This window comes from Hymenobacter terrestris, from assembly GCF_013377905.1.
Taxonomy (GTDB): Bacteria; Bacteroidota; Bacteroidia; order Cytophagales; family Hymenobacteraceae; genus Hymenobacter; species Hymenobacter terrestris.
On sequence record NZ_JABKAV010000011.1, the window covers coordinates 68,956 to 92,763 of the forward strand.

The 23,808-nt window shown below is 58.2% G+C and carries 19 protein-coding genes, 1 tRNA gene and 1 pseudogene; 18 read left to right on the plus strand and 3 right to left on the minus strand.

Annotated elements, in window-relative coordinates; all coding sequences use genetic code 11:
- Positions 1–91: 91 nt before the first annotated feature.
- Positions 92–1,279 (minus strand): AI-2E family transporter, encoded by a 1,188-nt coding sequence (locus HW556_RS06080; RefSeq protein WP_246289537.1) that lies wholly within the window; start codon positions 1,277–1,279, stop codon positions 92–94.
- 194 nt (positions 1,280–1,473) lie between these two features.
- Between HW556_RS06080 and HW556_RS06085 the strand changes: the two genes are divergently transcribed.
- From HW556_RS06085 to rplT, 8 genes and pseudogenes are all read left to right on the plus strand, one after another.
- Positions 1,474–3,384: a DNA topoisomerase IV subunit B gene (locus HW556_RS06085; protein ID WP_176898974.1), complete on the plus strand. Its 1,911-nt coding sequence runs from the start codon at positions 1,474–1,476 to the stop codon at positions 3,382–3,384.
- A 108-nt stretch (positions 3,385–3,492) separates the two neighbouring features.
- Positions 3,493–6,414 carry a DNA gyrase/topoisomerase IV subunit A gene (locus tag HW556_RS06090; protein ID WP_246289538.1) on the plus strand — a complete coding sequence of 974 codons (2,922 nt, stop codon included), beginning with the start codon at positions 3,493–3,495 and terminating at the stop codon, positions 6,412–6,414.
- A gap of 150 nt (positions 6,415–6,564) precedes the next feature.
- Positions 6,565–7,482, plus strand: a complete 918-nt coding sequence (locus HW556_RS06095; RefSeq protein WP_176898976.1) for a tetratricopeptide repeat protein — start codon at positions 6,565–6,567, stop codon at positions 7,480–7,482.
- A 46-nt stretch (positions 7,483–7,528) separates the two neighbouring features.
- Positions 7,529–8,650, plus strand: coding sequence for a tetratricopeptide repeat protein (locus HW556_RS18910; protein WP_176898978.1), 1,122 nt, complete (start codon positions 7,529–7,531; stop codon positions 8,648–8,650).
- A gap of 159 nt (positions 8,651–8,809) precedes the next feature.
- The gene (thrS, locus tag HW556_RS06105; protein ID WP_176898980.1) at positions 8,810–10,759 is read left to right on the plus strand and encodes a threonine--tRNA ligase; all 1,950 of its coding nucleotides are present in this window, start codon (positions 8,810–8,812) and stop codon (positions 10,757–10,759) included.
- Between the two features lie 199 nt (positions 10,760–10,958).
- Positions 10,959–11,516, plus strand: a pseudogene (gene infC / locus HW556_RS06110) (translation initiation factor IF-3); the annotation flags it as partial.
- Positions 11,517–11,757: 241 nt separating this feature from the next.
- Positions 11,758–11,952: a 50S ribosomal protein L35 gene (gene rpmI / locus HW556_RS06115; RefSeq protein WP_092737641.1), complete on the plus strand. Its 195-nt coding sequence runs from the start codon at positions 11,758–11,760 to the stop codon at positions 11,950–11,952.
- Between the two features lie 162 nt (positions 11,953–12,114).
- A complete protein-coding gene (gene rplT, locus HW556_RS06120) occupies positions 12,115–12,459 on the plus strand; it encodes a 50S ribosomal protein L20 (RefSeq protein WP_092770401.1) in 345 nt (114 codons plus the stop codon).
- Positions 12,460–12,581: 122 nt separating this feature from the next.
- Here the strand turns inward: rplT and HW556_RS06125 are convergent, their stop codons facing one another.
- A complete protein-coding gene (locus HW556_RS06125) occupies positions 12,582–13,007 on the minus strand; it encodes a hypothetical protein (protein ID WP_176898982.1) in 426 nt (141 codons plus the stop codon).
- Positions 13,008–13,184: 177 nt separating this feature from the next.
- Positions 13,185–13,258, minus strand: a tRNA-Met gene (locus HW556_RS06130).
- Between the two features lie 136 nt (positions 13,259–13,394).
- Between HW556_RS06130 and HW556_RS06135 the strand changes: the two genes are divergently transcribed.
- The 10 genes from HW556_RS06135 to HW556_RS06180 all read left to right on the plus strand — a co-directional run bounded on the left by HW556_RS06135 (position 13,395) and on the right by HW556_RS06180 (position 23,784).
- Complete coding sequence (locus HW556_RS06135; RefSeq protein ID WP_176898984.1) at positions 13,395–13,808, plus strand: START-like domain-containing protein; 414 nt, start codon at positions 13,395–13,397, stop codon at positions 13,806–13,808.
- A gap of 114 nt (positions 13,809–13,922) precedes the next feature.
- Entirely contained in the window at positions 13,923–15,356 is a 1,434-nt protein-coding gene (locus HW556_RS06140) for an LptF/LptG family permease (RefSeq protein WP_176898986.1), read from the plus strand.
- Positions 15,357–15,532: 176 nt separating this feature from the next.
- On the plus strand, positions 15,533–15,808 hold the full coding sequence (rpsO, locus tag HW556_RS06145) for a 30S ribosomal protein S15 (protein WP_116941622.1): 276 nt from the start codon (positions 15,533–15,535) through the stop codon (positions 15,806–15,808).
- 193 nt (positions 15,809–16,001) lie between these two features.
- Positions 16,002–18,161 (plus strand): polyribonucleotide nucleotidyltransferase, encoded by a 2,160-nt coding sequence (pnp, locus tag HW556_RS06150; RefSeq protein ID WP_176898988.1) that lies wholly within the window; start codon positions 16,002–16,004, stop codon positions 18,159–18,161.
- A gap of 144 nt (positions 18,162–18,305) precedes the next feature.
- Complete coding sequence (locus HW556_RS06155; protein ID WP_176898989.1) at positions 18,306–19,169, plus strand: sigma-70 family RNA polymerase sigma factor; 864 nt, start codon at positions 18,306–18,308, stop codon at positions 19,167–19,169.
- Positions 19,170–19,383: 214 nt separating this feature from the next.
- A complete protein-coding gene (trxB, locus tag HW556_RS06160; protein ID WP_176898991.1) occupies positions 19,384–20,328 on the plus strand; it encodes a thioredoxin-disulfide reductase in 945 nt (314 codons plus the stop codon).
- A gap of 126 nt (positions 20,329–20,454) precedes the next feature.
- Positions 20,455–21,588, plus strand: a complete 1,134-nt coding sequence (locus HW556_RS06165; RefSeq protein WP_246289539.1) for a peptidoglycan DD-metalloendopeptidase family protein — start codon at positions 20,455–20,457, stop codon at positions 21,586–21,588.
- A gap of 91 nt (positions 21,589–21,679) precedes the next feature.
- Entirely contained in the window at positions 21,680–22,399 is a 720-nt protein-coding gene (bshB1, locus tag HW556_RS06170; protein WP_176898993.1) for a bacillithiol biosynthesis deacetylase BshB1, read from the plus strand.
- A gap of 172 nt (positions 22,400–22,571) precedes the next feature.
- Positions 22,572–23,300 carry a DUF4262 domain-containing protein gene (locus HW556_RS06175; protein WP_176898995.1) on the plus strand — a complete coding sequence of 243 codons (729 nt, stop codon included), beginning with the start codon at positions 22,572–22,574 and terminating at the stop codon, positions 23,298–23,300.
- Positions 23,301–23,541: 241 nt separating this feature from the next.
- On the plus strand, positions 23,542–23,784 hold the full coding sequence (locus tag HW556_RS06180) for a hypothetical protein (protein ID WP_176898996.1): 243 nt from the start codon (positions 23,542–23,544) through the stop codon (positions 23,782–23,784).
- The last annotated feature ends 24 nt before the right edge of the window (positions 23,785–23,808 follow it).

Sequence of the window (23,808 nt, forward strand, 5' to 3'; positions counted from 1 at the left end):
AAAGATACAGGCCGAGCCAGATGGCGACGGCAACTGCGTCCTTATACTGCCAGGAGCGGCGGCCGGGTTGCGTATAAAATTAGGGGCCGGCCTATGCCGTGCCGCGGCCCAGCATCTGGTTCCAGAGCCGCTTGAGCCCGCCCGGCTCGGCCGATTCGGTCTTGAGTGAGTCATCGCCATCGGCCGTATCGCCTAGCAAAAAGCCCCAGGGCTCGGTTGACTTGTTGGCGTCGAGCACCACCTTTATTACGGCCATCAGCGGAATGCTCAGAATCATGCCGGGCGTACCCCACAACTCGTTGCCCAGAATAAGGGCCAGAATGGCAGCCAGCGGATTGATGCTGACCTGCGAGCCGGTAATCATGGGGGTAATAAAGTTGCCTTCCAGAAACTGCACAAACACGAACACGCCCACCACCAGCGCGGCCTGCAAAGGCGAGCCGGTTTCAACCAGCGTAACAATGGCCGGAAGCGTGGCGCCAATCAGGATGCCGATGTAGGGAATAACGGCCAGCACCGAGGCGAAAATGGCAAAGAAGATGGCAAACTTCACGCCCAGCACCAGCAAGCCGATGCCGTTGAGAATCGACACAATAACAATCACCTTGAACAGGCCCGAAATGTAAGCCTGCACCACCGTTTGGATGTCATCGACGGTATGCAGCACACTGGTACGCTTGTCGGGGTCGACAAACCGAAACATGAACTGGCGCAGATGGTCGCGGTAAAGCAGCAGACAGAAGATGTAAATGAGCACCTGCGCCAGGTTGCTAAGCACGGCGGTAGTGGTGTTCAGCGTAGTACCCAGGTAAGTACCACCCGACTTCTTAAGCGCTTTCATCGTCGTTTCTTTCAAATCGTCGACGCTCATGGGCTTATAGCCAAACTTCTGCTGGGCCCACTGCTGACCGTCGCGGAAGAATTCCATCATCTTCACTTGCAGTTTGGGCAGCTCATCCTGAAACTGGGCCAACTGGGTTCCGAAGGCTAGAATAATGCCTGCAAAAAGCCCCATTACTAGCAGCAAACACACGATAATGGCTAGAATTCGCGGCACCCGGTGGTTTTCGAGCCACTGGCAGATGGGCAGCAGCAGCAGCGTAAACAGGACCCCAAACAGCAGCGGCAACAAAATGTCGTCGAGCTTGTGGAGGGTGTAAACCAGCAGCACGGACGATAGCATAAAGAAGGCAAACTTCACGCTCGACACCTGCCGCACAGTGGGCGGGGGCTGGGGCGTGGTAGTAGGCAGGCGGTGCGGACTAAGAGGAGAGTTCATTTTGCTAATATTATTGGGAGAGAGGGGCGATGTACGGGCCCGGAAGGAAGGGCTTTTTGGGTGTGATACGCCTTGTTAGGGCATCGGTTGGGAGAATTGCCCGGTGTTTACTAACTTTACTAGCGAAATGAAACGCGGAAAAGGTCGGTTTTCTGCGTTATTTTACCTCAACTTTTGAATGGCAACCCCTCGGCATGGCTGAAGAACAGATTTCCGTAGCCACCCACGGCTACACCGAAGACAGCATCCGCTCACTCGACTGGCGCGAGCATATCCGGCTGCGGCCGGGCATGTACATCGGCAAGCTCGGCGACGGCTCGGCCTACGACGATGGCATTTATGTGTTGGTGAAGGAAGTTATCGATAACTCCATCGATGAGCACGTGATGGGCCACGGCCGGACCATTGAAATCAAGATTTCCGAAGATAAAGTACAGGTACGCGACTATGGCCGGGGTATTCCGCTGGGCAAAGTCGTGGACGTGGTGAGCAAGATCAACACGGGCGGCAAGTACGACAGCAAGGTATTCCAGAAGTCTGTGGGCTTAAACGGGGTCGGTACCAAAGCGGTTAATGCGCTCAGCAATTACTTTCTGGTGCAGAGCGTGCGCGACGGGCTGATGAAGTCGGCCGAGTTCTCGCAGGGCATGCTCACCTCGGACCCCAAGCCCCAAAAAACCAGCCAGCGTAACGGTACGCTGATGGTTTTCGAGCCCGACGAGTCGATTTTCAAGAACTACAAGTTCTACCCCGAGTACCTCGAAAACCAGATCTGGAATTACGTTTACCTCAACGCCGGCCTCACCATCCACTTCAACGGCCAGAAGTACTACTCCGAGCACGGCCTGCTCGACCTGCTCTCCCGCAAGGCCGACCCCGAAACCCTGCGCTATCCCATCATCCACCTGAAAGGGGAGGACATGGAGCTGGCCCTGACCCACGGCAACGACTACGGCGAAGAATACTACAGCTTCGTGAATGGCCAGTACACCACCCAGGGCGGCACCCACCTGGCGGCCTTCCGCGAGGCCATTGTGAAAACGGTGCGCGAGTTCTACAAGAAGGACTACGACGCCTCCGATGTGCGGGCCTCGGTGATTGGGGCGGTTTCGATTCGGGTGCAGGAGCCGGTGTTCGAAAGCCAGACCAAAACCAAGCTTGGTTCGCTGAACATGGGCCCCGATGGCCCTACGGTGCGCGGTTTTATCCTCGATTTCATCAAGGAGCACCTCGACAACTACCTGCACAAAAACCCCGCTATTGCAGAGGCGCTTAAAAAGCGCATCGAACAGAGCGAGCGGGAGCGTAAGGACATGGCCGGGGTGAAGAAGCTGGCCAATCAGCGGGCCAAAAAAGCCAACCTGCACAACCGTAAGCTCCGCGACTGCCGCTTCCACCTCGGCGACGGCAAGCACGAAGAGGAGGCCCAAACGACGCTGTTCATCACCGAGGGCGACTCGGCTTCGGGCTCTATTACTAAAAGCCGCAATGTGCAGACCGAGGCCGTATTCAGTCTGCGCGGTAAGCCGCTCAACTGCTTCGGGCTGAAGAAGAAAATCGTGTACGAGAACGAGGAGCTGAACCTGCTCCAGCACGCGCTCAACATCGAGGAAGGCATCGAAAACCTGCGCTACAACCGCGTGGTTATTGCCACCGACGCCGACGTGGACGGTATGCACATCCGGCTGCTGCTGCTCACCTTCTTCCTGCAGTTCTTCCCGGACCTGGTGCGCAACGGCCACGTCTACATTCTCGAAACGCCGCTGTTTCGGGTGCGCAACAAGAAAACGACCATCTACTGCTACAACGAAGGCGAGAAGCAGGCCGCCATGCGCCAGCTCGGCCGCAACCCCGAAGTCACGCGCTTCAAGGGCCTGGGTGAAATCAGCCCCGACGAGTTCGGCAAATTCATCGGCGAAAACATCAAGCTGGAGCCCGTAATTCTGCAGGCTGAGCGCTCGGTGCAGCAGATTTTGACCTATTACATGGGTAAGAATACGCCCGCCCGTCAGGAATTCATCATCGACAACCTGCGCCTCGAAAAGGACCTGATTACCTCCGACGTGCTGCCCGTAGCAGAGGTTCCGGAAGAGGATTTGGCTTAACTGCCACCCGGCTTGGAGCCGGACAAGTAAGAATCCTTCGCACTCGGCTCGGCCGAACGCGAAGAGTGGTACAAGAACAAATAAGCGTGGCCCGGAGCCACACCCCGTATGTCCGAAGAAACGAACCCCCACGCCGCTCCAATGAACTCCGAATCTGATGCTGATGAGCAGCTGTACGCAGCCGGCGAATCGGTGGAATTAGGCGGCGCTGAAACCGAGGAAATCCTGGCTGAATCCGGCGCCGATGTGGAGGCCATCATCGAGGCCGAAGCCATTCCCGAAGACGAGCTGTCGGCGGAAGAAGAGGAGGAGGCCAAGTTTGCGCCCGGCGAAACTATTCATGACGTGGCCACGGTGCGCGGCATGTACCAGAACTGGTTTCTGGACTACGCTTCGTACGTGATTCTGGAGCGGGCCGTGCCGGCTATTGAGGACGGCCTCAAGCCGGTGCAGCGCCGCATTATGCACGCTATGAAGGAGATGGACGACGGCCGCTTCAACAAGGTGGCCAACGTCATCGGCCAGACCATGCAGTACCACCCCCACGGCGACGCCAGCATCGGCGACGCCATGGTGAACCTGGGCCAGAAGGATCTGCTGATTGAAACGCAGGGCAACTGGGGCGACATCCGCACCGGCGACTCGGCCGCCGCGCCCCGCTACATCGAGGCCCGCTTGAGCAAGTTCGCCCTCGAAGTGGTGTTCAACCCCGACATTACGGAGTGGCAAATGAGCTACGACGGCCGCAAGCGCGAGCCCACCACGCTGCCCGTGAAATTCCCGCTGCTGCTGGCGCAAGGCGTGGAAGGCATTGCCGTGGGGTTGAGCACCAAGATTATGCCCCACAACTTCCGGGAGTTGTGCCAGGCCAGTGTGGCAGTACTTAAGGGCAAGGAATTCCAGCTGTTCCCCGACTTCTCGACCGGCGGTTTGGCCGACGTGAGCAACTACCAGAACGGGCAGCGGGGCGGCAAAATCCGGCTGCGGGCCACCATCGAGAAGGCCGACAAAACCATGCTCGTCATTCGCGACATTCCGTATGGCACCACCACCACGGCGCTGATGGAAAGCATCGTGAAGGCCTCGGAGGCGAATAAAATCAAGATCAAGAAGGTAGTCGATAACACGGCCGCCGAAGTGGAAGTGCAGGTGCACCTGCCTACCGGCGTGAGCCCCGACCTGACGATGGACGCGCTCTATGCCTTCACCGACTGCGAAATAAGCATCTCGCCCAACACCTGCGTTATTATCGAGGACAAGCCGCGCTTTGTGGCCGTGGAGGACATGCTGCGGCTGAGCACCCAGAAAACGGTGCGGCTGCTGGAGCGCGAGCTGGAAATACGGCAGGAAGAGCTGGGCGAAAAGTGGCACTCGGCTTCGCTGGAAAAGATTTTCATCGAAAACCGCATCTACCGCAAAATAGAGGAGTGCGAAACCTGGGAGGAAATTCTGCTGACTATTGAAGCTGGCCTGAAGAAATTCACGCGGGTGGCCGGCGAGAAGGAGAAGCCCAACGACACCCGCATTATGCTAGCCCGCGCCATCAGCGAGGACGACCTCACGCGCCTGACCGAAATCCGCATCAAGCGCATCAGCAAGTTCGACGGTTTCAAAGCTGACGAGCTGATTGCCCGCCTCGAAGCCGAGCTGGCCGAGGTAGCCGACCACCTGCTCAACCTCACGCGCTACGCCATCAACTACTTCGAGGGCCTGCTGAAAAAATACGGTGCCAACCGGGAGCGACGTACTCAGTTGCGCGCTTTCGCGGTGGTAACGGCCCAGAAAGTAGCCGTGGCCAACCAGAAACTCTATGTGAATTACGCCGACGGTTTCGTGGGCTACGGCCTCAAGAAGGACGAAAAGGCCGTGGCCGTCACCGACTGCTCCGACCTCGACGACATCATTGCTATCCGCCGCGACGGTACGTTCATGGTCACGCGCATTGCCGAGAAAACCTTTGTGGGTAAGGACATTCTGCACGCCGGCGTGTACAACAAGAACGACGACCGGCTGGTGTACAACATGGTGTACCAGGACGGCACTTCAGGCATCAGCTTTGCCAAGCGCTTCCTCGTTTCGGGCATCACCCGCGACAAAACCTACGACCTGACCAAGGGCACCAAGGGCACCAAAACGCTCTACCTGACGGCCAACCCCAACTCGGAATCGGAGCTTGTGGCCATTCAGCTGGCCGATAAGGCGGTAGCCCGGGTTAAGCAGTTCGACTTCGACTTTGCCGACCTTGCCATCAAGGGCAAGGGCTCCATGGGCAACATCGTAACCAAGCAACCTATCAAGAAAATCACCCAGAAATCGTTGGGCGACTCGACGCTGGGCGGCCGCGAAATGTTCTTCGACAGCGTGGTGGGCCGCCTCAACGCCAACGGCCACGGTCGCTACCTGGGCACCTTCGACACCGACGACACCGTGCTGGCCGTGTACAAGGATGGCACCTACGAGCTGACCGCGCCCGACCCGGCCATCGACTTCGTGGTAACCAACCTAGTGCTGCTGCGCAAGTTCGATCCTAAAACGGTGCTGAGCGCGGTGTACCTAGATGGCGAAACCAAGATGCACTTCGTGAAGCGCTTCCAGATCGAAACCAGTACCTTGGCCAACCGCTTCACCTTCATCAGCGAAGCCAAGGGCTCAAAGCTGCTGGTGGCCACCGCCCACCCCGAGCCGGCTACCGAAATAAAGCTGCAGCGCGACAAGAAGGCCGAGCGCGAAACCGAAAAGCTGCTGCTCCACGAGTTTATCGACGTGAAAGGCTGGAAGGCCCGCGGCAACAAACTCAACTACTACAAGCTCCACGCCCTCACGCTGCTCACCGACGAAGGTGCTGAGCCCGAGCGCAAAGCGGCCAAGAAGAAAGCCGCTCCGGCCGCGGCCCCACAAACCGCTGCCGACCCCAACGCGCCCCACGAGCCACTGCCCGACCGCACCGACGAGTTCAATATCTCGGCCGATGAGGTGGCCCAGGCCAAGGCTCTGCTTAAGACGCCCAAGTCGCAGCTGAAGTTTTTCTAGGGCAGGTTAGGTTTAGAAATCCGAGAGGGGAAGCAGCACCGTAACAGGTTGCTGTTTCCCCTCTCGGATTTCAGCCCCTCGGGTATGTAAGCAGTATTGCGCAATTTTGCGTTAGCTGGCAAATTCTGAACGCCGGGCTGTTGGTTGTTTATGCTGGTTTTTCGTCTGCTATTGGTTCGTTGTGCGTTGCTGAGTCTGCTCGTGAGTGGAGCCGGGCTGCTGGCGTGCCCGGCGGCTCAGGCCCAGCTCCGCCCAAAACGTGCCTCTGCCGAAAAGAAGGCCGTTACGGCTGTGCTGGCACCTCCCTGCGGGGCACCATCCGCCAATCCTGCCATGCAGGTTGGGCTGGCCGAAGCCGGGGAACTGCTCAAGTCCTACCGCGAGTCGGAGGCGCTGAGCCGCTACGAACAGGTACTGGCGCAGGCTCCGGCCACATACGAGGCACTCTGGCAGGCCGCCGTTTTGAGTGTGCGCATTGGCAACCGCTACACCGACGAGAGCCGCCGGTTTGCCTACTACGCCGCTGCCCGCCTCTACGCCAACCGGGCCCTGGTGGTGTGCCCCGAAGGGGCGGAAGGCCACTACGCCGCCGCCCGCGTACTGGCTGCTCAAGCGCCCCTTCAGCCATTGCGCAGCCGCCTGCTGGCCTACCGCGAAATGCGCCCCCACGTGTACCAGGCTACCGAATTGCGCCCCAACTGGGCCGCGGCCTGGCAGCTGTTGGGCCGCTGGCACTACCGCGTCGACCACTACAGCCTGCCCGAGCGTATTTACAGCCGGCTGTTTATGGGGGGCATGCCGGAGGGGGGCAGTACGCTGCTGGCCATTGAGGCGCTTCGCCGCTCTTACCAGCTGGATTCCCAGCGCATCGAAGTCGCCTACGATCTGGCCCGGGTGCACCTCAACCGCAGCCAGGATGGCCGCGCCCGGGCCGTACTGCAGGCCGCTGTGCAGCTGACGCCCGTTACGGCCGAAGAATTGGTTATCAGCCGCAGCTGCCAGAAACTGCTCGATCAGCTCAATCGTCGCCAACGCCGGCAGCAGGGCCGTTTCCGCCTGACGCTCTAAGCAGCACCACGTATCTTTACCGGCTCACCTTACCTTTTTGCTGACTGTGCGGTTTTTTCAATTTCGGGGAATTGCCGGGCTGACTATAGCCGCCCTGCTGACCAGCTGCGCCGAGCCAACTCCGGCGGCCCGGCCCGATACCATGATTGACCTGGGCACGGTAGCCAGCGGCCCCCGCGTGCAGGCCGAGGAGCTCGACGGTGCCATTGTCCGCCAGCCCCGCAACGCCTCGTTGTACGCCCGCCGCGCCGCTTTTCGCCTCGATGCCGGCCAGACCGATGCCGCCCTGAGCGACATCAACCAGGCGCTTGCCCTTGATGACGCGCCGGGCCAGTTCTACTTCACTAAAGCCCGCGCCCTACGTGCTCAGGGCTTCATTAAGGCGGCCCTCGATGCCACCGACCAAGCCGCCCGTCGCGGTTTCGCCTCGCCCGAGCTTAACCTGCTGGTAGGGGAGATGCACTTGGCCTCACGCCGCTACCAGGACGCCCTAGACCAGCTCGACCGCGCCCTGCAGCAGGAGCCCGACTTAGCCGCGGCCCTGTTCTATAAAGGCTTGGCGTTTGTGGGACTGAACGATACTGTGCAGGCCCTCGATTACTTGCGTGCCAGCGTAGCCCGCGCGCCCCGCGAACCCGAAATCCTGCACCAACTAGCCTTCCTGTCCAACGCTTACCGGCAGCCCGACCAGGCAGCTGTTTATGCCGCCCGCGGCCTGAAGCTGGATTCAACTTATGCCCCGCTTTGGTACGACTACGGTCGCCAGTTTGAGCTGCAAAACCAGTCCGAGCAAGCCCTGCGCAGCTACGCCCGCGTGGCGCAGCTCGACTCCACCTTCTACCGGGCCGACTACCGACTGGGACTGGCGGCCTATAAGGCCCGCCGCTACGCGCAGGCCGCATCCCACCTGCAGCGGGCCCTGCGCCGCGCGCCGCGCCTGCCCGATGCCCGTTCCATGCTGGCCGAAAGCTTCGAAAGCCAGAGCCTCTGGGCCGAAGCCGCCGACCAGTACCGCTTGCTGGCAGCCGAAAATCCCGGCAACCGCCGCTGGACCTATAAAGTCTGGAAAGTGGGAAACCGAGCCCGCGGTGTTATAGTTGACGAAACGCCCCGCCCTGCCCCGGTAGAGGCCATCGAGCCGCTCGACTTCTATAAACCGAGGCTATAGGGAGTTGGGGTGATTTCAGGTTTGCGCATAGCTGGGTGGCGTACCTTATGTCGCGGGCAGACCCGGTTTTTGGGTGCCGGATGTGAAAACAGCTCCGCTCAAAACTTCCTAACTTGCCGCCTCACGGCTGTTTGTATAGCCATTACGTCCCCTTTTTGTATGTTGAATATTACCCTCCCCGATGGCTCGGTGCGCCAGTTTGTAGATGGCGCCACGGGCTACGATGTTGCTGCCGCTATCAGCGAAGGCCTGGCCCGCAACGCCGTAGGCGTACGCGTTGATGGTGAAGTGCGCGACCTGCACCGCTCCATCGAGCAAGACGCCCAAGTGGCTATCCTGACCTGGAACGACGCCGATGGCAAGACGGCCTTCTGGCACTCCTCTGCTCACGTACTGGCCGAAGCCCTCGAAGCGCTGTACCCCGGCGTGAAGCTGGGTATTGGTCCGGCCATCGAAAACGGCTTTTACTACGACATCGACCTGGGCGAAGGCCGCATGATTTCGAGCGAGGACTTCCCGGAAATCGAGAAGAAGATGCTGGAGCTGGCCCGCCAGAAAAGCAAGTTTGAGCGACGCGCAGTGAGCAAGGCCGATGCCATTGCTTATTTCACCGAGAAGGCCGACCCTTACAAGCTGGACCTGCTGGAGCGCCTCGACGACGGCACCATCACGTTCTATCAGCAGGGCAACTTCGTGGACCTCTGCCGCGGCCCGCACCTGCCCGACACCGCCAACATCAAGGCGGTAAAGCTGCTCAACATTGCCGGCGCATACTGGCGCGGCGATGAGAAGAACAAGCAGCTCACGCGCATCTACGGCATCACCTTCCCCAAGGCCAAGGAGCTGACCGAGTACCTCGAAAAGCTGGAAGAAGCCAAGCGCCGCGACCACCGCAAGCTGGGCAAGGAGTTGGAGTTATTTGCTTTCTCGGATAAAGTAGGAGCGGGGCTGCCCTTGTGGCTGCCCAAGGGCACCATGCTACGCGAAAAGCTGGAGCAGTTCCTGCGCCGCGCCCAGATCAAGGCCGGCTATCAGCCCGTGGTTACGCCCCATATCGGCTCCAAGGAGTTGTACGTAACCAGCGGCCACTACGAGAAATACGGAGCCGATTCGTTCCAGCCCATCAAGACGCCGAACCCGGGCGAGGAGTTTTTCCTCAAGCCCATGAACTGTCCCCATCACTGCGAAATCTACAAGACCAAGCCCCGCAGCTACCGTGACCTGCCGGTGCGCCTGGCTGAGTTCGGCACGGTGTACCGTTACGAGCAAAGCGGTGAGCTGCACGGCCTGACGCGGGTACGCGGCTTCACCCAAGACGATGCCCACATCTTCTGTCGCCCCGATCAAGTAAAGGAAGAGTTTACTAAGGTTATTGATCTGGTACTCTACGTTTTCCGGGCACTAGGATTCGATGATTTTACCGCTCAGATTTCGCTGCGCGACCCCGAGAACAAGGCCAAGTACATCGGCTCTGATGAGAACTGGGACAAGGCCGAGCAGGCCATCATCGAGTCGGCCGCCGAGAAGGGTTTGACGACCGTGACGGAGTTGGGCGAGGCCGCTTTCTATGGTCCTAAGCTCGACTTCATGGTGCGCGATGCGCTGGGCCGCAAGTGGCAATTGGGCACGGTGCAGGTCGACTACAACCTGCCCGAGCGCTTCGACCTCGAGTATGTGGCCTCCGACAACTCGCGTCAGCGCCCCGTGATGATTCACCGCGCCCCATTCGGCTCGCTGGAGCGCTTCGTGGCCGTACTCATCGAGCACTGCGCCGGCAACTTCCCGCTCTGGCTTTCACCCGAGCAGTTCGCCGTGCTACCCATTTCGGAGAAGTACCACGATTATGCCCAGCAGGTGTACGACCGCCTGATGGCCGCCGAGTTGCGCGGTACCGTCGACCACCGGGACGAGAAAATCGGCCGTAAAATCCGCGACGCCGAGGTGTCGAAAGTGCCTTACATGCTGATTGTGGGCGAAAAAGAGCAGGAAAACGGCATTGTGTCGGTGCGCAAGCATGGCGAGGGCGATGTAGGCTCTATGCCCATCGACTCGTTCATCAAGAGCTTCGAAAGCCAGGTAGCCGCCATGATGGACGGAGCGGCCGAGTAGCAGCATCATCGGGGCTCGGCCGTTGGCTGAGCCCTAATAAAATTGGCTTTTTCTGCTCGTTGGGGCCTTTTTTTATATAGGTTTTAGTGAGGATTTGGAAAAAATGCCGGATATTTGCCCACTAGCTGAACTCATTGGCCCCGGTCGATGTGGTTGTAGTTCTAGTCAAAATCGACTTTCACCTTAAGGAGAAACCGCCATAGCTACCCCTAACCGCCGCTATATCCCTCGTGCCCAGGTCGAGGAGCCGTTCAAAATCAATCATAAGATTACGGCCCGTGAAGTGCGCCTCGTTGGCGACAACGTGGAGCAAGGCATCTATCCCACGGATCAGGCCCGGCGCATGGCGCAGGACCAAAACTTGGACTTAGTTGAAATTTCGCCCACTGCCTCGCCTCCGGTGTGCCGGGTTATCGACTACTCGAAATTCAAGTACGAGCAGAAGAAGAAAACCCGTGAGCTGAAGGCCAAGCAAACCAAGGTTGTCATCAAGGAAATCCGTTTCGGACCCAACACCGACGACCACGACTTTGCTTTTAAGCTCAAGCACGCCCAGGAATTCCTGAAGGAAGGTGCGAAAATCAAGGCGTACGTTCACTTTGTGGGCCGAAGCATTGTCTTCAAGGAGCGGGGCGAAATCCTGCTGCTCAAGTTTGCCCAAGCCCTTGAGGATCTGGCCAAGGTAGAGCAGTTGCCTAAGCTCGAAGGCAAGCGCATGTTCCTGTATCTGGCTCCCAAAGTTATAGCTCCCCCTAAAAAGGTTGTTCCCAAGGAGACTGACAAGGCCAAGCCAACCGATAAAGTCGCCAAACCTGCTGCCGCCGCTCCGGCTCCTGAAACCGCAGCAGTAGAAGCGCCTAAAACAGCCACGGCTGAAATCAGCGCTGCTGATCAAGGCGCCGAGTAACGCTTTTATCCGGAGCTATGCTCCGTTTTTCGCTGGTGCACCGGCCCTAGGCAGCCGACCACCGCATGTTTCACCTTTTTCTACCACCACAATGCCGAAGATGAAGACCAAGTCCGGCGCCAAGAAGCGTTTTACGCTGACCGGCACGGGCAAAATCAAGCGTAAGCACGCCTACAAGAGCCACATCTTGACCAAGAAAACCACCAAGCAGAAGCGTAACCTTACGCACATCACGCTGGTTAGCTCGGCCGACATGAACCGCGTAAAGGACATGCTTAACATGTAATTAGAAATGGCTGATTAAGAAGGATTAGCTGGCTGAATAGTCAATACTTGTGCTTCTTACTTGCTGATTGCTGATTATCCATCAAAACTTACACCAGGCGTTCGGTAGGAACCCAAGCTGCGGCAGTAAGTCCGCCGCCGACCGCCAAAAACAACCCAGGTTATGCCAAGAAGTGTAAACCACGCGGCCTCACGCCACCGTCGGAAAAAAATCATGCGTTTGGCGAAAGGCTATTATGGCCGTCGCAAAAACGTATGGACCGTTGCCAAAAACGCTGTCGAGAAAGGTCTTCTCTATGCTTACCGCGACCGGAAAGTAAAGAAGCGCGAATTTCGTGCCCTCTGGATCCAGCGTATCAACGCCGGTGCCCGCGAGCATGGTCTGTCGTACTCCCAGTTCATGGGTGGCCTCAAGAAGGCTGGTATCGAACTCAACCGTAAGGTTCTGGCCGACCTCGCCCTTAACCACCCCGAGGCTTTCAAAGGCATCGTGGAGAAAATGAAGTAACCACAAACGGTTATAACTACAAAAAGCGGCTGCCCCGAAAGGAGCAGCCGCTTTTTTGTTCTTCTTCTGATAAGAACTGCTTATTGAAAGAGCTAGCCCTACTGGCTAGGGGAGAGGTTTGCTTATACTCCGCGCTCTATTTCCTGCATTTCGCGCAACCAGGCAACGGCTTCCTCCATCTGCTCAAATAACTGCAGGTGCAAGTGTGAGCCTACACGCAGGTGCATGTCCTCCACGGCGGCCTGTCCGAATACACCAGGCGCCTTAACATGGGCGTAGTATGTCATGCCAGCGGCCAGCGCCTGCGGTATCCAGATCTGCTCCAGCCAGTCGTTGGCGTGCTTCCACGAGCCCAGCAATAGGCGGTTATCAGTTAGGATATAGGGGCAACGGGTGCGCTGCATGATCTGCAGAATTCCCCCGGAGCCTTCCTGGATGGATTCCAGCGTTAGCAGGCCCCGCCAGTCGTTATAAATCCAGTTATTCTGCTGGTCGAATTCAGTGAGAAGAAACGTGGTGCCAGTGCTTGTTTGGAATTGCTGCCGCATAGACTCAAAGGAGCGTATTTCTCGCTCAACCTCCTAGTTATTTAGACGAATGTTGAAAAATCGTCGGTTAGTGACGTTTCTGGCAAAGCAAAACAACCCATTTGCCAGGGAGGCAGAACGGACAGGCCGAAACGTAAAAAAACCGCGCCGGGGTACTACCGACGCGGTTTTGATATGTAGCGGGAACGAGAGTTGAACTCGTGACCTCAGGGTTATGAATCCTGTGCTCTAACCAACTGAGCTATCCCGCCCTGTTTTGGTGGTGCAAAGGTAGGCACAAGTTTTGACGCAACGCAAGAGGGGCAGGAAAAAAAACCCGCGTATATTGGCTGCCGGAGGAGCAGCCAAGCGGCGTTCCGGTCCTAAATTCTTTACGCTGTACTGCTTATGTCCCTTTCTACAACTCGTCAAAAACACCGTTTTTCGGTAGAACATCCTATTAATGCCTCTCCAAAAATTCTGTATCCCTATTTGGCGACGGCTTCGGGATTGGAACAGTGGTTTTGCCAGCGCGTGCATATGGAAGGTGCCCAGCATTTCAACTTCGTGTGGGACAATCAGCCGCACTACGCCGAGATGAGTTCGCACCGTACCAACCGCTCGGTGCGGTTCTGCTTTTTGGATGAGCGGCGCCAGACGGTGGCCGACGCCAATTACCTGGACTTTTTGATTGAGGAGTCGCAACTGACGCAAGAGGTATACCTACGCGTGGTAGACTACTCGGAGGAAACCGATACCGAGGAACTGGAAGAAATGTGGGCCAGCCTGATGCAGAAATTGCGCGAACAAGTAGGCGGCTAGGCGGGGCCGCAGGCCGGCAGGAGGGGAGCAGACGCGAAACGAGCAGTATCTTCGTTTAGCGTTTGCTCCCCGTTGTGTTTTAGTCCGCCGGACTGAGGGCGGGCGGTTGCTTCTATGAAAAAACTCGATAAGCTAATCCTGCAGGCCTTCGCCGGGCCCTTTCTGCTCACCTTCGCCGTGGTGCAGTTCATCTTCCTGATGCAGTTCATGATGAAATACATGGACGATCTGGTGGGCAAGGACCTGGGCCTGGGCGTGATTTTGCAGTTGCTGTTCTACTTCGGCGTGCTGATTGTGCCCATCTCGCTGCCGCTGGCCGTGCTGCTCTCGTCGCTGATGACGTTTGGTACGCTAGGCGAGCACCATGAGCTGACGGCCATTAAAACGGCTGGCATTTCGCTTACCCGCATTCTGCGGCCGGTGTTGGTCGTGAGCGTGCTGCTGGCGGGGGGCGCGTTCTGGTTCAACAATACTATAGTGCCATTAGCCAACTTGGAGGCTTTTAGCTTGCTCTGGGATGTGCGGCAGCAGAAGCTGGCCCTTGATATTCGCGAGGGCGTGTTTTACAATGGTATTCCCGGTTTCACGATTAAAGTGGATGAAAAGCAGGGCAAGAACGGTGACGTGCTGATGGGCGTGATGATTTACGACCATACCGGCGGGCGCGGTGGTAGCACCGTAATCCTGGCCGACTCGGGCCGGATGTTTACCCGGTTTGGAGGGCAGTATCTGGGGCTGGAGCTATTTCGGGGGCGCTCCTATACCGAGCAGCCCAACACCCAGAGTACGGCTGGTGCCAGCTTCATCCGCCAGAACTTCGACCGCAACCTGATTACGTTCTCACTTAAGTCGTTCGGCCTTGACCGTACCCAGAAAGAGCTCTTCAATACCAACAAGATGATGCTCAACCTGGATCAGCTTGGGCACTACACCGACTCGCTCCAGACCCGGGTGAACCAGGAGCGCCGGCAGGTAGTGCGGCAGCTGACCCCTTACTACAGCTACTTGCGCCTTGATACGCTGGGCCAGGCTACCGACCAGCGCGTGGCAGCCTGGGCCGTGCCTCCAAGCCGATTGCCACCCCCTACCAAAGCCACCGCCCAGCAAGCTGTCAACCGTGCCCGCAACGTGCAGTCGTCTCTGACTACCACCGAGGAGCGCCTGACCAACCTGACCAAGGAGGCGGCCAACTACCGTATCGAAGTCTTCCGCAAGTACACCCAGTCGGCCGCCATTCTGCTCATGTTTCTGATTGGGGCGCCGCTGGGAGCCATTATCAAGAAAGGCGGATTGGGCGTGCCCATTCTCGTGTCGATTGTGTTTTTTATCATCTACTACGTGTTCTCGATTATGGGCGAGAAGTATGGGCGCGAGCAGGTGATGCCAGTTGCCATCGGTATGTGGATGTCGGGGGCCATTCTGCTGCCTATAGGTCTGTTCTTCCTCTACCAGGCCCGCCACGATTCGGGGCTGCTCGATGTGAACTGGGGCCGGCTGGTGCCCCGCTGGCTGCGCTGGCCTTTGCGCGGCTACAAAAAGGCGGTGTGAGGTAGTAAGGCCAGCGAGGTGTACGGATGAGTCCGGCGCCCGCGACCGGATTTTTACATTGCTCCTCCATTACCCACATTCAACCCATATTAAATAGCTACCTTTGCAACCACCCCGAGGTGCGGGGTGGATTTTCTTTTCTTTTTTTAATCTAAGACGGGGCAACCTATCTGCCGATGATTCTGACTACCGAAGCAAAACAGGCTATTTTCGAGAAAAACAGCCTCCAGAAAACCTCCAAAGACACCGGTTCGGCCGAGTCGCAGATTGCCCTCTTCACCCAGCGCATTCTTGACCTGACCGAGCACCTGAAGGTGAACAAGAAGGACTTCTCGACCCGTTTGGGTCTTCTCAAACTAGTAGGTAAGCGTCGCAGCATGTTGGATTACCTCATGCAGCGTGACATCAACCGCTACCGCGCGATTATTAAGGAACTGGGTCTGCGTAAGTAAGCCCACCTTCCGGAGCAGGGAGCCTTCCACCCGGAAGGTTCCCTGCTCTTTTTTTGTGCCAAGCCGGCTACATCATTCCGCCGGTTTTGTTGTTTAAATTCCGATACATCTTTTTTAGAGCAAAACGGGACCATTGCCGGTTCGGTTTTTTCGGCTGCTCGCCCGCTGCACGCTTTCCCTTAAAGCACCCTCGATGCCCAACTATCACGCGGTTACCAAGCACATCACCCTGCCCGACGGTCGGCAGATTTCCCTCGAAACCGGCAAACTGGCCAAATTCGCCGACGGCGCCGTAGTGGTTCGCTTAGGCGATGCCATGCTGCTGGCCACGGTTGTATCGCAGCCTAGCTCGCGCGGCGAGGTGGATTTCCTGCCCCTTTCAGTTGACTACCAAGAGAAGTTCGGCGGTGCCGGCAACATTCCCGGCTCGTTCCAGCGCCGCGAAGGCCGCCTGTCGGACCAGGAAATCCTGGTTTGCCGCATCGTCGACCGGATTCTGCGCCCGATGTTCCCCAAGGATTATCACTATGAGGTGCAGGTGATGATTACGCTGATTTCGGCCGACCGCACCGTGCAGCCTGATGCGCTGGCCGCTTTGGCCGCTTCGGCTGCTCTCTCGATTTCCGATATCCCGTTCGCCGGCCCCATCTCGGAGGTTCGCGTGGCCCGCATTGACGGTAAGCTTCAGATCAACCCCCTCACCGCCGACATTGCCCGCGCCGACATCGACCTAATTGTGGGTGCCACGGCTGATTCGGTGGCGATGGTGGAAGGCGAGATGGATGAGGTGAGCGAGGAGGAAATGGTAGAAGCCATTGCCTACGCTCACGAGGCCATCAAGCTGCAGGTGAAAGCCCAGCTGGAGTTGGCCGCCGAAGTGGAGAAGTCGAAGGTAAAACGCGACTACCCCAAGTACGTGGAGAATGAGGAGCTGAAAAAGCAAATCAACGACGCGGTTTACCAGGGCGCTTACGACGTGGCTAAGTCGGGCAACACCAGCAAGGCCGGTCGTAAGGAGGCTTTCGGAGCCATCAAGAAGCCGTTGCTGGCTAAGCTGCTCGAAGAAAACCCCGAGCTCGACCAGAAAATGTTCGGCCGCTACTACGCTTCAGCGGAGAAGAAAGGCATCCGCGACATGATGATCAAGGAGCGCACCCGCCTCGACGGCCGCGCCCTGACCCAGATTCGTCCTATCTGGAGCGAAATCAACTACCTGCCCGGTGCGCACGGCTCGGCCCTGTTCACGCGCGGCGAAACCCAGTCGCTGACTACGGTTGCCCTCGGTACCAAGCTCGATGAGCAGATTGTCGATACGGCCATGACGTCGGGCTACAGCAAGTTCATGCTGCACTACAACTTCCCGGCCTTCTCGACCGGCGAAGTGAAGCCCAACCGCGGCCCCGGCCGCCGCGAAATCGGCCACGGCAACCTGGCGTTGCGCTCGTTGAAGAAGGTAATGCCTTCGGATGACGAGAACCCCTACACCGTGCGCATTGTGTCGGACATTCTGGAGTCGAACGGCTCGTCGTCGATGGCCACGGTGTGCGCCGGCTCGATGGCGCTGATGGACGCCGGTATTCCGGTGCGCGCTGCCGTTTCGGGTATTGCCATGGGCCTCGTGCAGGACAAGGAAACCGGCGAGTACGCCGTGCTTTCAGACATCTTGGGCGATGAGGACCACCTCGGTGACATGGACTTCAAGGTAACCGGCACCGAAAAAGGTATCGTAGCCTGCCAGATGGACATCAAAATCCAGGGGCTGAGCGCCGAGATTATGACCGCCGCGCTGCACCAGGCCCGTGAAGGCCGCCTGCACATTCTGGGCGAGATGGCCAAGACCATTTCGGCTCCCGCTGCCGAGCTGAAGCCGCATACGCCTCGCTCGCACAAGATGCTGATTGATAAGGAGTACATCGGTGCCGTAATCGGACCCGGCGGCAAGGTTATCCAGCAGATTCAGAAGGATACCAACGCCACAGTTATCATCGAAGAGAAGGACGAGAAGGGCCACGTGAGCATTTACGCTTCCAATCAGGAAGACATGCAGGCCGCCATCGACCGCATCAACGCCATTGCCGCTACGCCGGAAGTGGGCGAAACCTACAAAGGCAAAGTGCGCAGCATTCAGCCTTACGGTGCCTTCGTGGAAATCATGCCAGGCAAAGACGGCCTCTTGCACATTTCGGAGGTGTCGCACGAGCGGCTGGCCACGCTGGAAGGCGTGCTGGAAGTAGGGCAGGAGATTGATGTGAAACTGCTTGACATCGACAAGAAAACCGGTAAATACCGGCTCTCGCGGAAGGTGCTCATGGCTAGGCCCGAGCGTACAGCCGACTCCAACGGCGCGGCTTAATACCGCCTGCGCCGAACTTTAGCGGGTACCGGGCCGTTGCATTAAACTGAGCCTAGTACCCGTTGAACGGGGGGATTCGCCCGACGAATCAAAAATGACGTTTACAAGCAGAAGCATCACTACTATCATCCTCTCGCGCCCGCAATGAGACAGTTAAAAATCAGCAAGCAGATTACCAACCGCGAAAGCCAGTCGCTGGATAAATACCTCCAGGAGATTGGCAAAGTGGACCTGCTGACTCCCGATGAGGAGGTAACGCTGGCGCAACGCATCCGGGAAGGCGACCAGTTGGCACTGGAAAAGCTAACGAAAGCCAACCTGCGCTTTGTAGTGTCGGTGGCCAAGCAGTACCAGAACCAGGGCCTGAGCCTAGGCGACCTGATCAACGAGGGCAACCTCGGCCTGATTAAAGCCGCCAAGCGTTTCGACGAAACCCGCGGTTTCAAATTCATTTCCTACGCCGTTTGGTGGATTCGCCAGTCGATTCTGCAGGCCTTGGCCGAGCAGTCGCGCATCGTGCGTCTGCCCCTGAACCGGGTTGGCTCGCTGAATAAAATCAGCAAGTCGTTCTCGGAGCTGGAACAGAAATTCGAGCGCGAGCCTTCGCCCGAAGAAATTGCCGAAGTACTGGAGCTGACCACCTCAGAAGTGGTGGACACGCTCAAGATTTCGGGCCGCCACGTATCGGTGGACGCTCCTTTCGTGCAGGGCGAGGAAAACCGCCTGCTCGACGTGCTCGAAAACGAGGACGAGGAGAGCCCCGACACGGGCCTGATGAACGACTCGCTCCGTAAGGAAGTGCAGCGCGCCCTGAGCACGCTCACCAAGCGCGAAGCCGACGTTATTACGCTCTACTTCGGTCTGAACGGCGAAAGCTCGCTCACGCTGGAGGAAATCGGCGAGAAGTTCAACCTGACCCGCGAGCGGGTTCGCCAGATCAAGGAGAAGGCTATTCGCCGTTTGCGCCACACTTCGCGCAGCAAAGCGCTGAAACCGTATCTGGGGTAATTTTTTACACCCCCCAAGCATCAAACCCTGACCCACTGGTTGGGGTTTTTTGTTGTAGCAGAGCATGCCTTCGCCACTTTTTGTTTGCTGTCAGCTTACGAAGCACGATAGGAATGTTCTTCCAAAACAGCCCAACCGTCCGGGCTTGTTACCTTTGTAGCCCCAACCTTAATCCATCCCGGCGCGGGCCTGGCCCGCCGCCGCTACATACTGTATGGCCACTACCACTCCCGAACACATTCACTGCCTGATTATTGGCTCCGGCCCGGCCGGCTACACCGCCGCCATTTACGCTGCCCGTGCCGGTCTCAATCCCATTATGTACCAGGGCCTGCAGCCCGGCGGTCAGCTAACCATCACCAGCGACGTGGAGAACTTCCCCGGCTACCCCGATGGCGTGATGGGCCCCGAAATGATGGAGGACCTGAAAAAGCAGGCCGAGCGCTTCGGTACCGACATCCGGTACGGCATTGCTACGGCCGTAGACTTTGAGGCCCACCCGCGCCGCATCACCGTTGACGAGAAGCTGGAACTGACGGCTGACACCGTTATTATTGCCACCGGCGCGTCGGCCAGATGGCTGGGGTTGCCCTCCGAGCAGCGCCTCAACGGTTCGGGCGTGTCGGCCTGCGCGGTGTGCGACGGGTTCTTCTACCGCGGCAAAGACGTGGCTATTGTGGGTGCCGGCGACACGGCCGCCGAGGAGGCAACTTACCTGGCTAACCTCTGCTCGAAAGTGTACATGATTGTGCGCAAGGGCGAGATGAAGGCCTCGAAGATTATGCAGAAGCGGGTGCTCGACAATCCCAAGATTGAAGTGCTCTGGCACACAGTAACCGACGAAATTCTGGGCGAGCACGTCGTGGAAGCCGTGCGGGTGAAAAACGTGCTCGATGGTACTACCCGCGAGCTGGCTATCGAGGGCTTCTTTGTGGCCATTGGCCACGACCCGAACTCCAAAATATTCCAGCCCTACCTGCACCACGATGAGCAGGGCTACCTTAAAACCCTGCCCGGCACCAGCAAAACTAACGTCGATGGCGTGTTTGCCTGCGGCGACGTGCAGGACTACACCTACCGCCAGGCCGTTACGGCCGCTGGTACCGGCTGCATGGCCGCCCTCGACGCCGAACGCTATCTGGCGGCCCTGGGCGACTAATTGCCGTGGATGAGCGAATGAGTGAATGTGTAACCAGCCGGATATACCAGTTGGTTTGGTAGGGCGTTTACCCTGCGGCATTCACTCATTCGCTTCCCCACGCCTTCACTAATTAACATTTTGCTCTTGCTGAATTTTGTTAGACACTGGCTGCTGCCGCTACTACTGATCGGGCTGTTTTTAGGCTTGCCCGGCCAGCTGCTGGCCCAGCGGCGCAAAGTGCCCGCTACTTCCAAGCCTAAATCTGGCGACGCCGGTAAGCGCAAGGACTTTTTCCGCATCAAAACGCCCACTATTCGCTACGTGCGGCCCGATACCACGGTACTCATCCAGACGGAGGAGCTACCCGACGATAACTCCGAAGCGGCTAAGTCTATCTTCTTCAACCCGGCCCGCAAGCTCTCCATTGTGAGCGAGGATACGACCACGCTCAACGAGGGTGAGCAGCATATTGTGGAGGTAAAGGAGCAGGTGCAGATTGACTCCAGCTGGATTCAGGTGGCCGGCTACTACGCTATCTGGGACACCCAGAACATCAATCCGTACCGGGTGGATGGCCGCCGTATCAAGGACACGCTCAACCTGCGGCTCATTGAGCCTGAGAAGCAGCGCTACGCCAAAATGCCGCTTACCAAAACGCCCATTACCTCGGGCTTCGGCTTCCGCGGCTACCGCTGGCACTACGGCACCGACCTCGACCTGAATACCGGTGACTCGGTGAAAACGGCTTTTGACGGCGTGGTGCGCCTGGTGAAGTGGGACGGCAGCGGCTACGGCAACTACGTGCTGGTGCGCCACTACAACGGCATCGAAACGCTGTATGGTCACCTGCAGAAGGCTCTTGTAACGCCCGGTACCTTTGTAAAGGCCGGGGAGCTAATTGGCTGGGGTGGCAGCACGGGACGCAGCAGCGGCTCGCACCTGCACTTCGAAGTGCGCTACGAGGGCAACCCCATCAACCCCAACGAGCTCTACGACTTCCCTGATTACAAGCTCATCAAGGACAATTTTCAGATTACCTCGACTCTGTTCGACTACTACAGCAAGTCGCTCCGCTACCGGGGTGGTAGCGTGCCGGGAGCAGCCAGCAGCAGCAAAGTACGGCCTACACAGGCCCGTCGCGTCGTAACGCACAAAATCAGAAGCGGCGAAACCCTCTCGGGTATTGCCCAGAAATATGGCGTTTCGCAGGCTCAGCTGCGCCGTTTGAACGGCAGCACCGGCACGTTGCGCATTGGCCGTATGCTGCGCATTAAGTAGGTGTGAGATGCCTGGCTGTCATCCTGGGAGGTGAGGACGACAAATTTCCCGAATCCTCAGCCGACTAAACTCAGACTCCTAAGATTCCAAAATGAAACTTGACGTACTGGCCCTCGGGGCACACCCCGATGATGTGGAAATGTCCTGTGCCGGCACGCTGCTGGCGGCGGCGGCGGCGGGCAAAACCATTGGCATCATCGATTTTACCCGCGGCGAGCTGGGCACCCGTGGCACGCCCCAGACCCGGGCCGAGGAGGCCGCGCGCGCCACCCAAATTCTGGGCCTCAACGTGCGCGAAAACCTAGGCATGGCCGATGGCTTCTTCCGCAACGACCGGGAGCACCAGTTGGTGCTCATTGCTGCCCTGCGCCGCTACCAGCCCGATGTCGTGCTCTGTAACGCCATTCACGACCGGCACCCCGACCACGGCCGGGCCGCCCAGGTGGCCACCGAAGCCTGCTTTCTTTCGGGCCTGCGCATGATTGAAACCCTGGGCCAAGATGGCCAGCCCCAGGCCGCCTGGCGCCCCCGGGTAGTGTACCACTACATCCAGGACCGCCAGATTGCGCCCGATTTTGTAGTGGATATTACTGCCCATTGGGCAAAGAAATGGGAGTCCATTCAAGCCTACAAAACCCAGTTCCACGACCCCAAGAGTCAGGAGCCGGCCACTTACCTCTCCACGCCCGCGTTCAGCGACTTTATGGAGGCCCGGGCTCGCGAGTTTGGCCACCTCATCGGTACGGAGTATGGTGAGGGCTTCACCCGCGAGCGACCCATTGGCGTGCGCGAGTTGACGGAGTTGATTTAGATAGCGGGTCTATAGGCATAGCTGACCTACTCTATAGGAAAGCCCTTAGAAAGCCCGGGCACTCTTAACTAAGCCCCCCGAGGTAGGGTTCATAACGTCTTCCAAACGACCGTTTTCCTGAACTTATCGTGGCCATGAAGCTCCGCCGTATAGTCAAGATCTCAGTGCTTGCATGATGCAGAAAAGTGAGTTTCTCCGTTTGATCCAGGCCAACATCAACGCTCACGGCTACCATGTCACGGTGGTAACTGGCGGAGCCTTGCCTCGCTATGCCTACACCATCGGCTGTGTCCTAATAGTCGGTGCCGAATTGGTCTTTGCTGGCGGCGAGTACTATTCCCAAGCTCAGATCAGGGAAATCCTAGACGCCTTCGTGTCCCGCCTCTCCAGGGAACCCATCGACGCGGGTTTCTCGGTATGGCTCGGCTTGTTGGGCACATTTACGCTGGCACCTGTGGACGCCTCGTGGCGCAACCGAGTGCTGTTGGGTGCTGTGGACTACCACGCGCAACCCGACCTACTGGTGTGGCAAATTGTGCCCGAGGGCCTACACCGCACGTTGGACGTGCCCGAAATGGCACAGGCTTTTGACGCCACGGCCCAGCCCGTGTGGCAGTGGCTGGACCGCCCGTGGCCCTTCCCGGTTCCGGCCCATTCCATGGTCCTGACTGAGGTGCAGGTGTTGCGGGGGGCGGCCGCCACGGAGATGATGCGGTGGGAGGCGGACGATTGGGAAATCTTCGCCGGAGCCGGGCCGGAAGTTCCTGCAGCGGACCGACGCATGGTGCCCCTGGGCGTGCTATTGGGCATCGACCCTACCCTAGAACCGGCGGTGTACCTCCCCATCGGTAAAGGCTTATGGCGAGATATCGAAGCACTAGAATGGAACGAGTGGGGGTAATACCCCTCATTCACCATCCGACCGTTTATGTGAACTGTTGTAAGTTGTCCCTCCTTACTGTCAGCTGCCTTTGCGTACGATAATGACCAAATGCGTTTGTGTAGTGATGCTCGTTCTTCTTGGATACGCCTGCCCCTCTTTTGGGCAAGCGCCAAGTCACCAAGAGAAGGAAGTCGCACAGGCCTGGCACCGGCTGCTCAAGCAACTGGAAACCGGCTCACTTGCTGCGAGCAAGGGACTCATGACCGATTCCGCCTTTGCCTCGCTGATGCAGGGAGTCAAGCCAACGGCGTACGCCGAAGAGCTGCGCCGCTTCGCCGTGCGGTGTCAACAGGAGCCGCTGAGAGTCCGGCTCCTGAGCCCGACCGAAGCCGCGCTGGCAGTGGGCCGACTAGACCTAGAGGCCGGGTACTACCCCTCAGGATTCCACATCGAGTACCGAGTAGGCAAGTGGCAGCTAGTGGCGTATTACCCTAGCAAATAAGGATATAACGCTCCTTTAATTGAA